Origin of the sequence: Ruminococcus sp. RTP21484sp1_RTP21277st1_D2_RTP21277_210401, from assembly GCF_040924225.1 — a bacterium.
Classification (GTDB): domain Bacteria; phylum Bacillota; class Clostridia; order Lachnospirales; family Lachnospiraceae; genus Blautia_A; species Blautia_A faecis.
Window position 1 is genome coordinate 1 of the sequence record NZ_JBCOMJ010000025.1, and the last position, 17,817, is coordinate 17,817.

At 41.6% G+C, this 17,817-nt stretch carries 18 protein-coding genes; 1 reads left to right on the forward strand and 17 read right to left on the reverse strand.

Features of this window, described 5'->3' with window-relative positions; all coding sequences use genetic code 11:
- Positions 1-132: 132 nt before the first annotated feature.
- Positions 133-1,431 carry a phosphopyruvate hydratase gene (eno, locus tag AB5706_RS15745; RefSeq protein WP_173770873.1) on the reverse strand — a complete coding sequence of 433 codons (1,299 nt, stop codon included), beginning with the start codon at positions 1,429-1,431 and terminating at the stop codon, positions 133-135.
- A gap of 212 nt (positions 1,432-1,643) precedes the next feature.
- Positions 1,644-1,973: a cupin domain-containing protein gene (locus tag AB5706_RS15750; protein WP_173769113.1), complete on the reverse strand. Its 330-nt coding sequence runs from the start codon at positions 1,971-1,973 to the stop codon at positions 1,644-1,646.
- 151 nt (positions 1,974-2,124) lie between these two features.
- On the opposite strand from AB5706_RS15750, the gene AB5706_RS15755 reads away from it, so the two are divergent.
- Positions 2,125-2,793 (forward strand): DUF6198 family protein, encoded by a 669-nt coding sequence (locus AB5706_RS15755; protein ID WP_173769112.1) that lies wholly within the window; start codon positions 2,125-2,127, stop codon positions 2,791-2,793.
- A gap of 21 nt (positions 2,794-2,814) precedes the next feature.
- Here the strand turns inward: AB5706_RS15755 and AB5706_RS15760 are convergent, their stop codons facing one another.
- The 15 genes from AB5706_RS15760 to AB5706_RS15830 form a co-directional block, all read right to left on the reverse strand.
- Positions 2,815-3,048, reverse strand: coding sequence for a serine hydrolase (locus AB5706_RS15760; RefSeq protein WP_173769111.1), 234 nt, complete (start codon positions 3,046-3,048; stop codon positions 2,815-2,817).
- Positions 3,049-3,061: 13 nt separating this feature from the next.
- On the reverse strand, positions 3,062-3,931 hold the full coding sequence (locus tag AB5706_RS15765) for a serine hydrolase (protein WP_173770872.1): 870 nt from the start codon (positions 3,929-3,931) through the stop codon (positions 3,062-3,064).
- 266 nt (positions 3,932-4,197) lie between these two features.
- On the reverse strand, positions 4,198-5,181 hold the full coding sequence (locus AB5706_RS15770) for a transglutaminase domain-containing protein (RefSeq protein WP_118578417.1): 984 nt from the start codon (positions 5,179-5,181) through the stop codon (positions 4,198-4,200).
- 34 nt (positions 5,182-5,215) lie between these two features.
- The gene (locus tag AB5706_RS15775) at positions 5,216-5,440 is read right to left on the reverse strand and encodes an acyl carrier protein (protein WP_118578418.1); all 225 of its coding nucleotides are present in this window, start codon (positions 5,438-5,440) and stop codon (positions 5,216-5,218) included.
- Positions 5,424-6,644 (reverse strand): diaminopimelate decarboxylase family protein, encoded by a 1,221-nt coding sequence (locus tag AB5706_RS15780; protein ID WP_173770871.1) that lies wholly within the window; start codon positions 6,642-6,644, stop codon positions 5,424-5,426. Before AB5706_RS15780 ends, AB5706_RS15775 begins: the two co-directional genes overlap by 17 nt.
- Positions 6,645-8,162 carry an amino acid adenylation domain-containing protein gene (locus AB5706_RS15785; protein ID WP_118578420.1) on the reverse strand — a complete coding sequence of 506 codons (1,518 nt, stop codon included), beginning with the start codon at positions 8,160-8,162 and terminating at the stop codon, positions 6,645-6,647. It lies immediately after the preceding gene.
- On the reverse strand, positions 8,159-9,133 hold the full coding sequence (locus tag AB5706_RS15790; protein WP_173769107.1) for a hypothetical protein: 975 nt from the start codon (positions 9,131-9,133) through the stop codon (positions 8,159-8,161). Before AB5706_RS15790 ends, AB5706_RS15785 begins: the two co-directional genes overlap by 4 nt.
- A complete protein-coding gene (locus tag AB5706_RS15795; protein WP_173770870.1) occupies positions 9,120-10,631 on the reverse strand; it encodes an MBOAT family O-acyltransferase in 1,512 nt (503 codons plus the stop codon). Before AB5706_RS15795 ends, AB5706_RS15790 begins: the two co-directional genes overlap by 14 nt.
- Positions 10,632-10,747: 116 nt before the next feature.
- Entirely contained in the window at positions 10,748-11,512 is a 765-nt protein-coding gene (locus tag AB5706_RS15800; RefSeq protein WP_173715561.1) for a hypothetical protein, read from the reverse strand.
- A gap of 38 nt (positions 11,513-11,550) precedes the next feature.
- On the reverse strand, positions 11,551-12,303 hold the full coding sequence (locus AB5706_RS15805) for a transglutaminase domain-containing protein (RefSeq protein WP_173715560.1): 753 nt from the start codon (positions 12,301-12,303) through the stop codon (positions 11,551-11,553).
- 20 nt (positions 12,304-12,323) lie between these two features.
- Positions 12,324-12,962, reverse strand: a complete 639-nt coding sequence (locus AB5706_RS15810; RefSeq protein ID WP_173715559.1) for a hypothetical protein — start codon at positions 12,960-12,962, stop codon at positions 12,324-12,326.
- Between the two features lie 51 nt (positions 12,963-13,013).
- A complete protein-coding gene (locus AB5706_RS15815) occupies positions 13,014-14,039 on the reverse strand; it encodes an N-acetylmuramoyl-L-alanine amidase family protein (RefSeq protein ID WP_173715558.1) in 1,026 nt (341 codons plus the stop codon).
- A gap of 193 nt (positions 14,040-14,232) precedes the next feature.
- On the reverse strand, positions 14,233-14,430 hold the full coding sequence (locus AB5706_RS15820; RefSeq protein WP_173718665.1) for a hypothetical protein: 198 nt from the start codon (positions 14,428-14,430) through the stop codon (positions 14,233-14,235).
- A gap of 67 nt (positions 14,431-14,497) precedes the next feature.
- Complete coding sequence (gene spoIVA, locus AB5706_RS15825) at positions 14,498-15,967, reverse strand: stage IV sporulation protein A (protein WP_173718664.1); 1,470 nt, start codon at positions 15,965-15,967, stop codon at positions 14,498-14,500.
- Between the two features lie 154 nt (positions 15,968-16,121).
- Entirely contained in the window at positions 16,122-17,810 is a 1,689-nt protein-coding gene (locus tag AB5706_RS15830) for a [FeFe] hydrogenase, group A (RefSeq protein ID WP_118578428.1), read from the reverse strand.
- Positions 17,811-17,817: the final 7 nt, after the last annotated feature.

Sequence of the window (17,817 nt, forward strand, 5' to 3'; positions counted from 1 at the left end):
CGTCTTGTCGTCGTGCCCGCCTCCGTGCGGGCATTTTTCAATTCAAGAGAGCGCCACAGGCGGTCTTTCCTATAAAGCAAAAAGATTCCCCTGCCATGGAACCACGCTTTCCTGACAGGGGAATTTTTTAAATTAGCGTTTCACATTAAATGCGCTCATTCCCGGATAAACAGCAGCATCGCCAAGCTCTTCCTCAATACGGAGCAACTGGTTGTACTTCGCTACACGCTCTGTTCTGGACGGAGCACCGGTCTTAATCTGGCAGGTATTCAATGCTACTGCAAGGTCTGCGATTGTAGTATCTTCTGTCTCACCGGAACGGTGGGAAGAAATTGCAGTGTAGCCAGCCTTATGAGCCATCTTGATTGCCTCAAGAGTTTCAGATACAGAACCGATCTGATTCAGCTTGATCAGAATAGAATTACCGCATCCAAGGGAAATACCTTTGGAAAGTCTCTCTGTATTTGTTACAAACAGATCATCTCCAACCAGCTGTACTTTATCTCCCAGCTCTTTGGTAAGCTTCTTCCAGCCTTCCCAGTCTTCCTCGTCAAGAGCATCCTCAATAGAAATAATCGGATACTTGTCAACCAGTTTTTTCCAGTGGTCGATCAACTGGTCAGATGTGTAAACAGTACCAGCCTTCGGAAGCTTGTACTCGCCAAGCTTGCCAGTCTTCCACTCAGAAGATGCAGCATCCATAGCGATCATGAAATCTTTTCCAGGCTCATAGCCTGCTTTTTTAACAGCCTCAAGAATTGTCTCGATGGCTTCCTCGTCAGATTTCAGAGCCGGTGCAAAGCCGCCCTCATCACCAACAGAAGTTGCAAGACCTCTTGATTTCAAAATTGCCGCAAGGGCATGGAAAACCTCTGCACACCATCTTAAGCACTCTTTAAAGGTTGGTGCACCTACTGGCATGATCATAAATTCCTGTACATCAAGTCCTGAAGAAAGTGCATGGCATCCACCATTTACAATGTTCATCATGGGAACCGGCATGCGGTTTCCGGAAATACCGCCAAGAAAACGGTACAGCGGAATGTCAAGAGAAGCTGCTGCTGCACGGCAGCATGCAATGGAAACAGCCAGAATCGCGTTTGCGCCAAAGTTTGATTTGTCCTTGGTTCCATCTGCCTTGATCATGGCTTTGTCGATAGCGTATATGTCAGACGCATCCATTCCTGAAATTACCTCGTTGATGGATGTATTAATGTTCTCTACGGCTTTTGTAACACCTTTTCCAAGGTATCTGCCCTTATCATTATCTCTAAGCTCCAGAGCCTCAAATTCGCCTGTAGAAGCGCCACTGGGAGCAGCTCCTCTGCCGATGGTTCCATCTGCCAGATATACCTCTGCTTCTACTGTAGGATTTCCTCTGGAATCCATAATTTCTCTTCCAATAACTTTCTCAATTTCTAAGTAATCCATGGTATGTATACTCCTTTCATTTTCAAAGGAACTCCTTTTATTATGCCAGCGGTCTTTCTGCCATAATAAAGGAGTCCAAATGATTTACACCGTTAGGTTAGCTATTCCTAACTATGCTGATTAGTATACACTAACCATCATGGGATTGCAAGAAGATTACATGATAATATTTTTCAGTAGTTGTCTGTTCTAAAGCGTATTTGAAAAATACTCTAGAAAATTACCACAAGAAGCATTTTAAATTTCTCTTTTCCCATAACTGCGTGAGGATGCTTCGCAGGCATTACAATAGACTCACCTTCATGTAATTCGTACTTCACACCATCAATAGTGATTTCCCCCACACCATCCAGACAGGTAACAAATGCATCTCCGCCAGACTCATGTGTACTGATCTCCTCCCCTTTATCAAATGAGAAAAGGGTAACACTCACTGCCGCATTCTGTGCAAGTGTGCGGCTCACAACCTGTCCCTCCTGGTAAGCTACCTGGTCTTTTAATACCAGCACTTCTGCTTTACTTATATTTTTCATCTTATCCATGATAAAAAGCCTCCTGCTATAACTGTTTTTCGTAACTATACTATAAATTTTCGTGATATTCAGTTATTATAACAACAAATCTGTTTTTTATTGCATTTTTTCACATCCGTAGTATAATATGCAGGAATCAACATGACAGGAGGCTTTTCACTTGAATACACAAACTACACAAAAATCTCTCCCAATCTACCGGGGAGAGCTTGCACTTCTTCTTGCTGTTGCCATCAACAGCTTCGGCGTTGTCCTTATGCTCTATTCCGGGACAGGAATTTCCGCTATTTCCAGTGTTCCCTACGCTTTTTCCTGCGTCTTTCCGAAGATAAGCCTTGGAACATGGACCTACATATTTCAGGGACTTCTGGTACTGGCGCTGATGATCCTGCGGAAAAAATTCGTAGTCCAGTATCTATTCAGCTTCGTAGTAGGATTCGTTTTCGGGGAGCTGCTTGATGTACATGAATTATGGATAAATGTTCTTCCTACAGCAATTGGCTGGAGAATTTTTTATTTTATTGCAAGCTACATTTTGATCTGTATTGGAATCGCTATTTCCAACCGCTGCAAAATGCCTATTGTCCCTACTGACCTTTTCCCAAGGGAGCTGTCCCAGATCACTTCTGTGGCATATCCAAAAATCAAGATCAGCTTCGATGTAATCTGCCTGATTGTCACTGCTGCCCTCACCGGATTCGGTCTCGGACATATCAAAGGACTTGGAATTGGTACCGTTGTAGCCGCCTTTACCATGGGAAAAGGCGTCGGAATCGCAGGGAACTGGTTGGATAAACATATGGACTTTACCTCGTTTCTTGCGAAATAGCAGAATTTTATACATACTAATTTAATTCAGGCGCTCATATACCATACCGGATATTTCCTTTATCCCATTAATTCCTGTATATTCGCCAGCTTGTGCAAACACAACAATCACATAATCTGTCTTTTTTCCATATACAATCGCCGCATCATGCTGATAGCTGTCTGTCTCCCCGGTCTTATTTCCAGACTTAACGCCTGAGGGGAGACCTGCAGGAATTTTATACCGCCTTTCCTGCGCCAGCAGAAGATTTAGCATCTGGTTCGAATACTTACGCGAAACTGCCCTGTCCTACAGTCCGAACCAACTCATTGTAGCTCTCATTGTCACTGATTGTTATCATGCTGTCCAAAAGAGTGTTCACGTAACTGCTAAAACTGATTTTTTTCTCTGCTGCACCGGCATAAACAGCCTCCATCACAAAGAGCTTGATCACACTTGCCGGATACATGCTGGTCTCATTTATGGAAAGGACATCTCCTGTTTTTAAATCTTTCACATAAACAGACCAGTTCCCACTGTAGGTCTTCAATTTTTCATTTATTTGGGTTCTCAGCCTGCTTAGCTTTACCTCTTCCTTCGCACATTTTTTCCCTTCTACATCCACATACAAGGTGCTGGAAATCTTGCGGTTTGTGGCAATTGTGCCATCCTCTGTCAGATAATAGCCTTTATACCATCGGTTTGTATATAATTTTCCGTTTTTATTCAGTGCAAGCTTCTTTCCCTTGAACATAATCCATCCAGCTGTTTGTTTCAGCCTTCCCGCCGTTTCCCCAAAATAATAGGAGCCTTTAAAACGTGTAGTCCCAATTTTCGTATCAAGAGTATGAAATTTTTTTCTTTTGTCAATTCGCCCATCTGCCCAGAAATAATAATAGCCACTGGCAAGTCCCGCTTTGGATGGTACAAAAAGATATGCGATTCTTTCCGTTCCTTTCTTATTCTTCATCTGAATGGATGTAGACTGAAGGTACCATTGATCTTTCTTTTTTACAAGTTTAGCTTTATACTCATTATTTACTTTTACTGTCCAGCTGTTCTTTGTGGCAGCCTCTGTCTGTAATGTTGATGAGATAATAAGAAGTCCACATAAAAAAGCAATTCGCACAACCCAGACTTTCCATTTATGTATTACCATTCTCTTTCCTATTTTTCTTTTCCCCTATAACTTCAATGCAAAACAATTAATGCAGAAAGTAATTTTCGCGTCTGCACACCCCAATTTATTAACAAATTTGTCTGAACGCTCTCATCAAGTTGCAACCTAATGAATTTTTGTATACGCAAAGAGCGGAAAAGAAATAATGCATATCTTCTCTTCCGCTCTACATGATGTCAGATATTTAATTATTCAAAGCCCTCTTCAAAATGCTTCACATTTCGCCGATGTGACGTATCCGTCAATTATGACGCAAATCTCACAATGCTCTTAATCTGATGATTGATGTCGTAGCTGCCGCTTCCGTATACACCTCTGTACCATCCTGCAAACTGTGCCTCCGGATCATAGTAGCATCCGTCAATAATGACCCAGCCATGACTGGTAAGGCCATCTGCTGCACCATCTCTGGTACCGGATACACGTCCAAGAACTACATAAGGATTATAGCCAATCTCTCTTGCCATTGCAGCAAAGGTGCAGGCAAAGCCATAACAGTCACCGCCACCTGAAACAAGCATATTGTATGCTACCTCTCGCTGCCAGCCTTTTTTATTAAAGTCTGGCCAATAGCCGGAATAGTAGAAATTACTGCTGCTGGTAAGATAACACCAGCAGGCATACAGTTTCTGGGATTTACTCATCCCCGGATTGGTGATCCTGGAAATAACATTCATAAGCTCTATTTTTAGTTTTGCATTTACATCGTTATCTGCATATCCCTTGCGGTTAAAGGTAACATTGGAAACTGTTTTATTCTTGGTAAGACGACCTTTTACATCGCCCCGGTAAAGACGGTTTCCAAGTTTAAAGAATCCAACATATGCATGACCCTTTGTGTCTACATAATAGGATGTCTTTCCTACTTTTACAATTTTGGCCTTAGTGGGACGAATCAGTTTGCCTTCCAGATTAAATACATATATGTATTTACCAATTCTTTTCCCACCTGTAACCGCCTTTCCGTTCGCGTCAAAATAGTAACGGTTTTTGTGAATGGTTTTCCATTTATTTTTCAGTTTATTACCCTTTTTGTCGTAATAAACATATTTCTTTCCTTCTTTTACAAGGCCTTTCTTTCTAGTCGGTGCTGCCGTAGGCTGAACTGGAACTGCAGTCACAGTTGGAGCTGCAGTCACCTCTGGGGTAATTTCAGAAGCCTGGGCAGGTACGCATACAGCCATAATACTGATTGCTATAACTGCCAGAAATTTGCTTATCTTTCGCATACTCTTTCTCTCCCAATAAATCAGTCTCTTGTAATCAGCCCTTCAGACGGCAAACCATCTCCCAAAGGGCTGCTGCTGAGTTAAAGTTCTCCGGTACAATATCAGCCGGTGTAATAGTGATATCAAACTCGTCCTGAAGCTCACTGACAATAGATAAAATTGCGAAGGAATCAAGAATCCCATCATCGATCAGTGTCTCACAGGTTTCATAATCCGCATCTGGCTGGATTTCCTCAAGAATTTCAATTAATTTGTCCATTTTTCATTTCCTCTCTTTCCGAATTAAATTCATCTGTGTGTAATGCCTCCCGAACCAAAGTAAGATTTCCCTTATGCCAGAAATAAATTCTTGGCATCGGTCTGCTCAGGAATAAATAAATCCCCTCTGTCACAGAATATGCACCTACACGTTCAAATATGAGCATATCACTAATCTGTGGTTTTTTCAATGGAAAAAGCTTTACGATCACATCACTTACAGTGCAAAGCGAACCGCATAAATTCCACTGTTCCTCATCACCCTCCATGCGTATATTTCCCGTATTATCGGTCTGTGTACAATGAGGCCGCTTCATAGCCATCGCCTGGCCATAATAATTCAGATGATTAATACCGCCATCCACAATAGCATAATTCAGACCATGATTCACCTTCATATCCACGATAGAAGTAATATAATAACCACACAGATAGGTAAGATATCGTCCCATCTCCAGTATTACATTTCCCCCAAAGGTAAGATTATCCAGAAGCCTTCCAAATCCACCCAGAAGCTCCTCAACAGACTCCTCCTTATCCTTCACAAAATAAGGTGCAAACAATCCTGGTCCGTACTCAAGCTCCTCTGCCTGATACCCATAATCCTTCTTAAGGTCTCCCAGAAAGGCATCCAGACTCTGAAGCTCCCTTTCCATCTGAGAAAGATTTTTCTTCTGAGTACCTGAATAGAACTGAAGTCCCAGAATGTGAAGTGCAGTATACTCCTGTCTCCTGGAAATAATCTTGCGAATATCTTCTTCATCCACACCAAACTGATTACCACTGGTCACACGAAGCAGCACATCAATCGTCAGCCCCAGTTCACCCGCAATCCTCTGCAAATGCTTCAGATGCTCCAGAGATTCTACTGTATATACACCCTTTCCACCGTATGTTTCAAGTACATATCGGATATCAGAAGGATTTTTATATACACCTGAAAGCACGATTTTCTCCATTGGAACAGAGACACGCTCACAAATACGAAATTCTCCCGGAGAGCATACTTCGAAAAGATCTACATGCTTCATCATTGGTCTTGTAAGAAAAGGATTGGCCTTCATAGCATAGCAGACTCTCGCTTTACCTGCAAGCAACTCCTTAATCTTATTTACATGTACAGCCAAAGCATCCAGATCAAATACATAGGAAGGCGTAGGATTCTTATCTTCTATAAATTTCTGCAAAAAATTATAATCCGCCATTTATCTTCCCTCCTGATATCTGGCTGTCAGCTCTTTCCTGTCAATCTTGCCATTCTTTGTAAGAGGCATGGTATCCACTTGGACAAATACATTCGGCACCATAAAGTTTGGTACATATTTCACAAGGGAACGTGACAGCTGCTTACGATCGATATCACCCTCATAAAAAGCAACGATTTTATTTTTTGCCTGATCGTAAATACACAGACTTCTTCGAATCTCAGGAAGTTTATCCATTGCTGTCTCAATCTCACCAAGCTCAATTCTATGTCCCATATGCTTAATCTGGAAGTCCTTACGTGTAGCGAAGCAAAGCTCCCCGTTTTCATTGTAGAAAGCAAGGTCTCCTGTACGGTAAATAGGCTCCAGATATCTGTCATTCAAAGGGTTCTGAACAAATGCCTTCTTTGTCTGTTCAGGATTTCTATAATAGCCAAGTGCAAGCGCACTACCTGCCACACAAATCTCACCGTTTATCCTCTTTTCTGTAACCAGATGATCTTCTTCATCCAGAAGGAAGACTTTTTCGTTAGGAAAGGCTTTCCCCATTGGAAGCACATCTCCCGGTTCAAAGTCTCTGTCAACAATATAATATGTACAATTACAGGTAATCTCTGTAGGACCATAAATATTTACAAACATAGTATCTGGAAGATATTTTCTCCAGATATTAAGATGCTTAATAGGCATAACCTCTCCAGAGAACAAAACCTTTTTAATCTTGTCTGGCACCTTATAGGTAAAACCATTCAGGGTACTGATAATGCACATAGCAGACACAGCCCATACGATCGTGGTAACCTCTCTCTCAACCAGAAAATCAAGAAGATTCTTAGGAATAGAAAAATACTGTTTGGGAATGATCTGCACAGTGGCCCCGGTTTTCAGGCCTGAATAAATATCCTTTACAGAAACATCAAAGTCCCATGGTGCCTGATTTCCCATTACATCTTCGCCTGTAATATGAAACAGCTCTGTAAAACAGTCAATAAAATCAATTACAGAACGATGCCCCACAACAACACCCTTTGGAACTCCTGTGGATCCCGATGTAAAAATGCCGTAAAGCGGATCTGTATCTAATGCCTGATCTCGAATACTCTTCAGAACAAAACTGTCTTCTGGTGTTTTTTCCAGTTCCTCAGTAAGAAGAATTGTTCCCTTAAATTCCAGCTTTTCCAGATCCTTCTGGTACTTACTGGAAGTAACAATCACATTACTGTCAAGAATATCCAGAATCTGCGAAATTCTTGCAGCCGGCTGCTTAGTATCAAGAAGCACATAGAAACATCCAGCATAAACAGCCCCCATAAACATACCTATGGTATCCACACTTTTTTCCATAAAAACCGGCACCGGATTTCTCGGAGCAAAATGTTCTGCAAGGGCAGTCCCAACTCTTCTTGCCCGGAGGCGTAATTCCTCAAATGTACATGTAGCGTCAAGATCTGCAAATGCTGTTTTGTCCGGATATCTGGAAGCAGAACTTTCAAGATATTCCAAAATACTTGTTATCATACACCCTCTCCTTTCAGAATATTAGCCAGAACCTTAGAATACTCCTTTGCAGCATTTCCATTCATATGACCATCAAAATCCGTATAGTCTGAAAGATCATGGGAAAATGCTTTAAAATACTGGGTATTAAAGTTCAGATATGTTACTTCATGCTCATCAAAATACTGTCCAAAGTATTTCCATGCAGCATTATAGTTATCGCTATATGCCTGTAAGGTATTAATAGGAATCGGCGTAGTTACTGCGACAAACTGGATATCATTTTCCCTGCAAAAATCGATCAGCCGTCCAAGATATTCCATATTCTGAGGGTTTACCTGTTCCTCCTCAAAGAGCTTCAAATCCTTCATTTTCAGCTTGGTAGTATCCACCGGATACCTCTCGATAAGACCGCTTTCGTGGTACTCCTGGGTATCACTTTTCAGATGGGCAATATCGTAATCCTTATTCCATTTCTGAGTGAAGGTTTCTTTCACCTTGCTAAGCTCATATCCAAGAGAATACTCATACCAGGGAAACAAAACAGTGCGGAAATTGCATTTTGCAATAGAATTCCAGAAGTATTCAACCTTAGCTTTTGAAAATGGAAACTCATGATAAAATAATAGATAGTTATTTCCCTCTTCTTTCTCAGAAACAAAATATCCCGGATCTACCTCATAAATGATTCTTGCAGGCTTCTGTTTCTCTGCAATCAGTCTGGCAATATAATAGGCATCAATTCCATATTCTCCCCCTACACATACATTATGACCGCTTCTGCCTGTGATTTCCTCCATCACAGCCGGATCGATATCTGTCATTCCATGGGATGTTCCAAGAATAATGTCATCATATTGGTTACTTACCACTGCATGAATGTCATTTCTCATAAAGGTACAAGGATAAAGAGCCATATCCAATCCAGCAAGAAGCGTCACACACACAGCAACCACTACTATTGTTTTTATAATTTTCTTAAAATTGTGCATAAATAAAACCTCTCGCTACTGCTGTGGAACCGAACAAACCTATGGATATCAGCATGCAAAAATAAATGGCAACTGTAACAGGAAGAGGAAGCCTGGCAAGAGATTCCCGAATCTTCACGCCACGTTCTTGAAGGAGACTTATCACAAATAATATTACACAGCCAACAGCTATAATCACAAGAGCATATGGAGTAAAAGAAGTCCCCTGTTTACCTGCCGGAATCAAAAGCAGCTGGGCCGGAGCAAATTGTGTGATAGACTGCTTCATCATATGAAATGCCTGTCTAACGCTGTCTGCCCTATCAAAGTACATACTGATCACAACCAATACAAAAGTACGGATTACAGTGAACAGATAATACCAGGTTTCCTTACCGGAAATGTGAAGCTTCTTTTTCCATTTACGGTAATTCTCTGCCATAAGTCCGCTGAAGGCAATAATAATACCATTATACATACCGTATACAATATATTTCCACGCAGCGCCATGCCATACGCCTACAACGAAGAATACGATCAGATTGGCCACGCAGATAGGAAGGGTGCGGCCAATTTTCTTGCCAAACACCTTTTTGCCCCATTTTCCAAATTTACCCATCCAGCCGGATAAGGTCACCGGGTAAAAAACATAATCCTTCATCCAGGTTCCAAGAGTGATATGCCAGCGATGCCAGAAATCCGTGATAGATACAGCAAAAAATGGGCGCTTGAAGTTTTCATCCAGTTCAATTCCAAACATAGAGGCAATACCGATCACAACATCCATTCCTCCAGAGAAATCTGCGTAAAGCTGGATCGTATAAAACAAAACTCCAAAAAGTGCCACCCCGTTATACTTTGCCGGATCTTCAAAAATAGCATCTGCAAAAACAGCGGCCCAGTCCGCAAGGATCATTTTCTTAAAAAAGCCCCAGAGAATCCGCTCAAAACCTCTGATTATATTATTTCCCTCAAACCTGTGTTCAGCATAAAGCTGATCTGCCAGGCGGCTATATCTGCCGATAGGTCCCTGCAGAATCTGAGGGAAAAAGGATACGAACAATGCGTATTTCAACGGGTGTCTCTCTGCCTTGCATCTTTTCCAGTATACATCAAGAAGATAGCCTGAGGACTGGAATGTATAGAAGGAAATTCCAAGGGGAAGCAATAGCTGTATCCCTCTCAGATTCAAATGCAGCAATGCATTGATATTTTCTACTGCAAAGTTGGTGTACTTGACGATTCCAAGCATACCAAAGTTAAGAATCAGACCAAGAATCAGAAGTTTCCTGGCACCCTTATGGTTTTCTTTTCCTTCTGCTTTTTCAATAAGAAGAGCCATCAGCCAAGTGACAAGTGTGGAAAAAAGAATGAAGACAACATAACGTGGACCACCTGCTATGTAATAGAGATAACTGAAAATAAGAAGAACGATCCACTGAGATTTACGGGGCACTATATAGTAAATCAATATACTTGCCGCCACAAAAAGTAAAAACAGGTTAGATACTAACGACATATTTTTCTCCTAAATCGGACAAGAGCTCCCCACTGCTTTTCTCAGTGCAAGAGCCCTGTCCTGTATTAATTCTTCTAGATATCTGTCCATTACGACAGACACTGCTTTGCCCCAAATCAGCCTAAGAGACCATTATCAAGACATCCATCGCCACCATCTTCACCACCACTGTAGTCATCACCGCCGCTATAATCTTCTCCACTATAATCGTAAGAATAATCATTGCTGTCATAGGATTCAGCCGGCTGGGAAGCTGCTGCCTGTGCCGCTGCTGCATCTGCTGCAGCTTGATCTGCAATTGCTTTCTCAGTATCGTAGGTAGTCTTCTTTTCTTTTGTGCTTTTCAGCTTATAAGTACCATACACGATTCCGTCCTTCTCACGTATCGTAAGTGTTCGAAGATCTTCCAGAACGATTCCGTGAACATCTGCTGATGTTCCATCCTCAAAGGTAATACGCATATCGTATGTAGGAGCTTTATCCTCTGCGGTTTCGTCTGTATTCTCTTCTGCATTCTCTTCAGTTTCCTTAGAAAAATAAATTCTCTTTTTTTCTTTTAATTCAAAGGAATCATCCTCTTCCATCATATTTTCAGTAAATTCTGTCTCATCAGCAGTCTTGATCGCAAGTCCGATAATCTTCTTAGAGGTAGCATTTCTCAGTTTAAATGCTATACAACCATCCTTCTTCTCACCAACTGTCTTTAAATTTTCTTTCTTCTTAGCAGTAGTATCTTTATCTTCTGCTTCCGTTTCCTCTGTTTCTTCTTCCTCATCAGAATCCGCAGCAGCTGCATCCGTACTCTCAGCTGCAAAACAGCTTACCGAGGATGGTACAGCCAATACTCCCACTAATAATGCCATTAATAGTTTTTTCTTCATTCAAAACATCTCCTTAATCCTATTATTTTAACTTGTAGTTAACAAGAAATTCGTTTTACTTTCTTAAGATTGTATTTATAAAGTCCAAAACCTTTACCCAACATTTTATAAGTAAACTTATATCCACTATGATGTTTTACATTACTATTCCGATATGTATATGCAAAGTTTGGATCATACGCATAAACTGTTTTGCCTATTTTAATTTCACACCAACCATGAGCGCCATTCTTACCATTTGCCTGCGGAACAGTTCCTTTTACCATCTTTACATTTTTATAGCCTTTTACCTTCGCCATCATACAGAAGGTTGCAGCCATAACATAGCAGTCGCCTTTACCATTTTTAAATCCGTAGGTTGCATAATATTCAACCTGATTCTGTCCTTTTTTCGGCTTTCCTACGCTTCCCCAGTATTTAATCTTGGTGGAGCTCCACTTGAAAGCTTTCTTAAGGTCTCCCCCACACTTATCAAGGCGTGCACCAGCCAGTCCCTCTGCTGTGGATACTAAAGTAGCAACACCTTTTTTGTCGATGCGGTAATACTTCTTTTTGACTTTATAACCATATTTATTCTTAACCAGCTTGCCGTTTTTATAGCAATAGGTTTTACCCTCATTTACAAACAGTCCATTCTTCGGAGGCTGAGCCGGAGTTGGAGTAGGAGTAACTACCTCAGTTGTCTGTGCTGGTGTTATGTTGGTTTCGCCCTCTGCAAATACAGGGGTAACCATTGTAAGTGTCATAGTAAGGGACAGCACTGCTGCCATTGTTTTAGTAAACTTTCTCATACTTATTCTCTCCTGATATTTTATCGTGCCTGAACACCATATACGATTTCTCCGCCAGTTGTCTTCTTTCCAAGCTGTACGAAAATGTTAGCATAGGTTAATTTAAGATCTTTACTGATACCTGTCATACAGCTGGAAAGTGTTTTGGTCTTGGAAGGTCTGCCAAGAAGCTTACGAAGGACTGCTCCATCTGCCATGTACTTGCTTGCCGCCTTCAGCTGGTTACTTTTCTTTGCGACACGGACACCCTTCTTGTCAAAGTAGTAAGGAGTACCCTTAGCATCTGCATATACGCCTTTTTTCACTTTAAAGCCATTTCTGTCAAATCCGTAGTATTTCTTTCCAATCTTTTTTACTACAATATTCTTCTTACAGCCAGATACCTTCGGGGCAGCGTAAGCAACGCCATTCTTACCAAAATACTGCTTTTTGTCTGGACTCCAGCAATTCTTCTGCATCACACCATTCTTATAAAAATAAGTCCTGGAGCCTTTCTTAACGATACCATCCAGAAGTGCTGGTGTAGGAGTAGCAACCGGAGTTTCAACAGCAGATGTCACATTATTACTGCTGTCTACAGCCTCGGCATTTACAATTACCGGTATCTGGAGCATAAATGCACACATGGCTGGAAGAAGTAATTTTTTCCATTTTCTCATTTCTTGATTCTCCTTTTATAAATATTATATTTTTAAAGCAGACAGACTGCCTTAAAACTTCACCTTTGATCGCACTGAATAAGCGAAATGTGTAGAAGCACCAAACAGTGGTCCCATGTTATCATAATATAATCCGTCGATCATTACGAATCCATGGTCTCCTGTAGTGGCGATCACATAAGGCTCATAGCCCAATACCCTGGCACATGCTGCTACTGCACTTGCAATTCCATAACAGCTTCCGGCAAGATTATTATCGAACATATAGATTGCCGACTGATATGGCCAGGTCTGAGTCTTAAACTCTGCATCTGTAGGATTGATCCATGGTTTAAAATCAGTATATCCCATCAAATAGTTAAAACAGATTCTAAACTTCTGACTATTGGACATATTAGGGGAGGTATGCTTTTCAACAAATTTTTTCGCCTTACGCATACATTCTGCTTTCAGAGAAGAAACCCTTATTGCAACACCATCTGAATTGATCTCGTACTCTTTGCCTTTAATCTTATAGCTTATTTTATTCCTGATCAAAACACCCTTGGAATTAAAATAGTATTTCTTATTATGGATAGTCTTCAGACCGGTTACACGATAACCCTTTTTGCCTATATAGTATTTCCGTCCTTTTACTGTCAACCATCTGCCAGCTGGTACAGGCGTACCATTCTTACGTATATAGTAAAACTGTCCATTATCCTTTACCCATCGTTTCGAGGCAAGGACACCGTTAGATAAATAATAGCGTTTCTTCTGCTTAAAGGTCTGCCATCCGGAATAACGAATACCACCTTTCTGAAGATAATATTTCTTACCCTGGATCGTAACCCATCCAGACTGCTGAAGGAAACTACCATCCTCCTGCCTCCACTGGTATCCCTTTTCCACAGATACCCAGCCAGGTTTCGGCTCGGGCTGAGCACTTTCATTCTCATCTCTTATCTCGGCTCCGGTCTCCTGGGAAACAGTTCCTGTCAGATTATCCACTGCAGGCTCTGCATATACCAGCTGTAAGGGCTCAATAGCAAGTGCAGCTGTTATTAACAAAATCAGCACACGACCTCTCTTCTTCATATAATTCTCCCCTTCCACTTGATACCTCATTATATCGCATTACTTTATTTAATTGTAAAAGCAGTTTTCCATATTATAACAAAATCGAGTATAATTTTCCACTTTTAGAGCGTAGAATGTATAAAATTAACTTTTTCGTAAAGACTTTTATATAAACTTTACAAGGAGGTTTTTATGTTGCCTGTAATTTTACTTATTGTTTTATTTTTTGCGTTGCAGCTGCTTGTACTTTTCTGTTGTGTTGCGGCGGGAAATGATCCTTATTCACAGTTTCTTTCAGACGAGGAACAGGTGGAATATCTGGCGCGCTGGAAAAAAGAACATGGATATAAATAATCTTTGATAAGGAAAGGGAAGCACCACAGTTTTCCGTATATTGGTAAGTACCCATAAAGTATTTTCATATATGAAAAAAAAGGCAGTGCTTATAACAATACTGCCTTTTTTCATAAAAATCCCTATATGATAATACACACAAGACCGCCTTTACTGTCATTTACGATTTTCTGCATGGTATCCTGAAGCTTCACCTGGCTTTCCTCGCTGATCATGGTCAGCTTGCTGCGGATGCCATCCTGTACCAGCTGTTCAATGGATTTCCCGAAAATATTCGTCTCCCAGATGCTCTCTCCTCTTGCATCGCTTTCTCCAATATAAGTGATCAAGTCTTTTGCCTGCTGCTCCGTACCTACGATCGGAGCAATTTCAGTTTCAATATTTGCTTTGATCATATGAATAGACGGACTCTTTGATTTAATTTTCACACCATATTTATTTCCCTGGCGGATCACAGCCGGCTCTTCCAGCTGAATCTGGGAAAGCTCTGGTACAACTACACCGTAACCGCTGCTATTTACTGCATCCAGGGCATCTTTAACCTTTACATACTTTTCCTTCATTGCAGCAAGCTCCTTCATCGTATGGATCAGCTCATACTCACTTTCCATGGGGATTCCACTCATATCGCTAAGCATCTTATAGTAATATTTATCATCTATCTGAAGCCGTATCTGAATGGTTCCATCAGAAAGACCTACGTGATCCAGAAGAGTATCCTGTACATAAGGACCTTCCAGTTTTACCGATTCCCTGGTAACATCACGAATGTGTAAAAGCTTCTTCATGCACACTTTGATCTGGGAAAGGATCTGGCTTTTCAATTCGCTGTCTGCAGGCAGCATTTCCACCCATTTGGGAATAAAAAACTGCAGCTGGGTAATGGGAAATTCATATAGGATTTTTTCCAGGAGCAATGCGACATCTTCTTTTTTCAACTGCTCACAGTTAACCGCAACAACTGGTACCTGGTACTTCTTCTGAAGCCCGTTAACCATCTGAGTGGTTTCTTCTTTATAGGGAAACTGAGAGTTTACTACAATGAGAAATGGCTTTCCCTGTGTTTTCAATTCAGCCACAGTCTGTTCCTCGGCCGGAACAAAATTTTCCCTTGCTATTTCTCCAAAGCTTCCATCGGTGGTGATCACAAGACCGATCGTAGAATGTTCCTGGATAACCTTTTCTGTTCCCGCTTTTGCAGCTTCATGAAAGGGGATTGCCCTGGAAAACCAGGGCGTTTTTACCATCCTCTCTTTACCATCCTCAACGTTTCCTCCAGCATCCTTTACAAGAAAACCAACACAATCGATAAGCCGCACTTTCGCCTTCCTGTCTTCGCCAAGATCAACTGATACAGCTTCTTTTGGGATAAATTTGGGTTCCACAGTTGTGATCATTTTTCCGGAACCACTTAATGGAAGCTGGTCCCTGACCTCTTTCTGCATTTTTTCATCCATTCCGGGCAAAGCCACCAGTTCCATAAATCTGCGGATAAATGTTGATTTTCCTGTACGGACAGGGCCTACAACGCCTATGTATATATCGCCTCCGGTTCTGGCCTGTATATCACGGTAAACCTGAAAATTTTCCATACAAAAAAGCCCTCCTGCCTGATTATTTAAAGGTCTGCAAGATTTGTTTACAGCGTAATGCTTATATTCTTCCTCTAAATAATATGCAGTCGGGCTTTTTATTATACCAGTCTTAATTATTCTCTGGAGCGTGTCCAGCTACTATACATCAGCATCAATAGAAGTCATTGTGGAGCAGTTTGTGCTCTTTTCCTTTGAGCAGTCCCTGATACAGTTCCAGAACCATAGGATTCTCATCGGATTTCTTGATCAGCATAGTATTGTCAGCATTATACAAACCTTTCGCTCTTGCAGCTTTGGTTCTGTCACCGGCCCGTACCGGCTGGCCACCGCCCATAATACAGCCACGGCGGCATGCCATTACTTCAATGAGATGATAGTTTGCTTCGCCGTTCTTTACACGTTCCATAACGGTTCTTGCATTTGCAAGACCACTGGCCACACATACATTGATATCCATTCCCTTGTATGGAACTGTGAATTCTTTGATTCCCTCATCTCCACGGACACCACACTCAGAAATCTCCCGCATGGTCTCCTTGGAATGATCCGGGCTTAAGCGGCGTAGAACCGCCTCTGTAACACCGCCGGTAACACCAAAAATAACACCTCCACCGGAGCCAAATCCAAATGGCATATCACATGCTTCAGGCTCTAACTGTGCAAAATCAAGGCCAAAGTTATCGATCATGCGCAGCAGCTCTGTGGTTGTAATTACAATATCCGTATCCTGTTTCTCATCGGTAAAACTGTTCGGACGGATTGCCTCAGCCTTCTTGGCTGTACATGGCATAATAGATACCATAACGGTCTTTTTACCCTTGGCATTCTCCGGATCACGGAAGTATTCTTTAATAACTGCAGACATCATTCCCTGTGGGGATCTGCAGGTAGACAAATTCGGGATATAATCCTTATACTGGTCTGTAATAAATTTCACCCATGCAGGGCAACAGGAGGTAAGAAGTGGAAGTTTCTCCCCCTTCTCAACTCTTTTTAGAAATTCTGCTGACTCCTCCATAATAGTAAGATCGGCGCTGAAAGTAGTATCATAAATCTCGTCAAATCCCATTCTGTGGAGTGCATTGACAATTTTGCCCATTACGCTCCGTCCCTTCGGAAGACTGTAATGATCACCTACCGCAACACGAACTGCCGGCGCAATCTGTGCTACTACACGTACATCCGGATCTGCAAGAGCTTCCCAGACTTCATCCATATGCGTCTTAATGGAAATGGCACCTGTCGGACAATATACACGGCACTGTCCGCAGTTTACACACTGGGTTTCTGCTATTTTCTTATTAAACGCAGGAATTACAATAGCCTCTGTTCCACGGTATGCAAAGTTCAATGCTCCGATTCCCTGAAGCTCCTCGCAGGCACGGACACAGTCACCACAGAGGATACATTTGTTCGGGTCACGGATCAGAGATGGTGAACTGTCATCAATCTCATACTGCTCTCTTGTATTCTGAAAACGGATGTTATGTACTCCAAGACGGTGAGCCAGCTCCTGAAGCACGCATTCTCCACTCTTTACACAGGTTGTACAGTCACGGCAATGTGCTGCGAGAAGCAGTTCCACAATCAGTTTCCTGTATTTTTTGATCTTACCTGAGTTTGTATAAATTACCATTCCATCCCTTGGCTCCTCAGAACAGGAAGCGAAGGTTCTTCCTCTGTCATCCTCTACTGTGCACAGACGACAGGCTCCAAAAGTGGAAACCTCTGAGTGATAACAAAGTGTAGGAATATTAATGCCTGCCTTGCGGATTACGGTCAGGACATTTTTTTCATCTGTAAATTCGACTTTTCTGCCGTCAATCGTCATTGTACCCATAATCTGT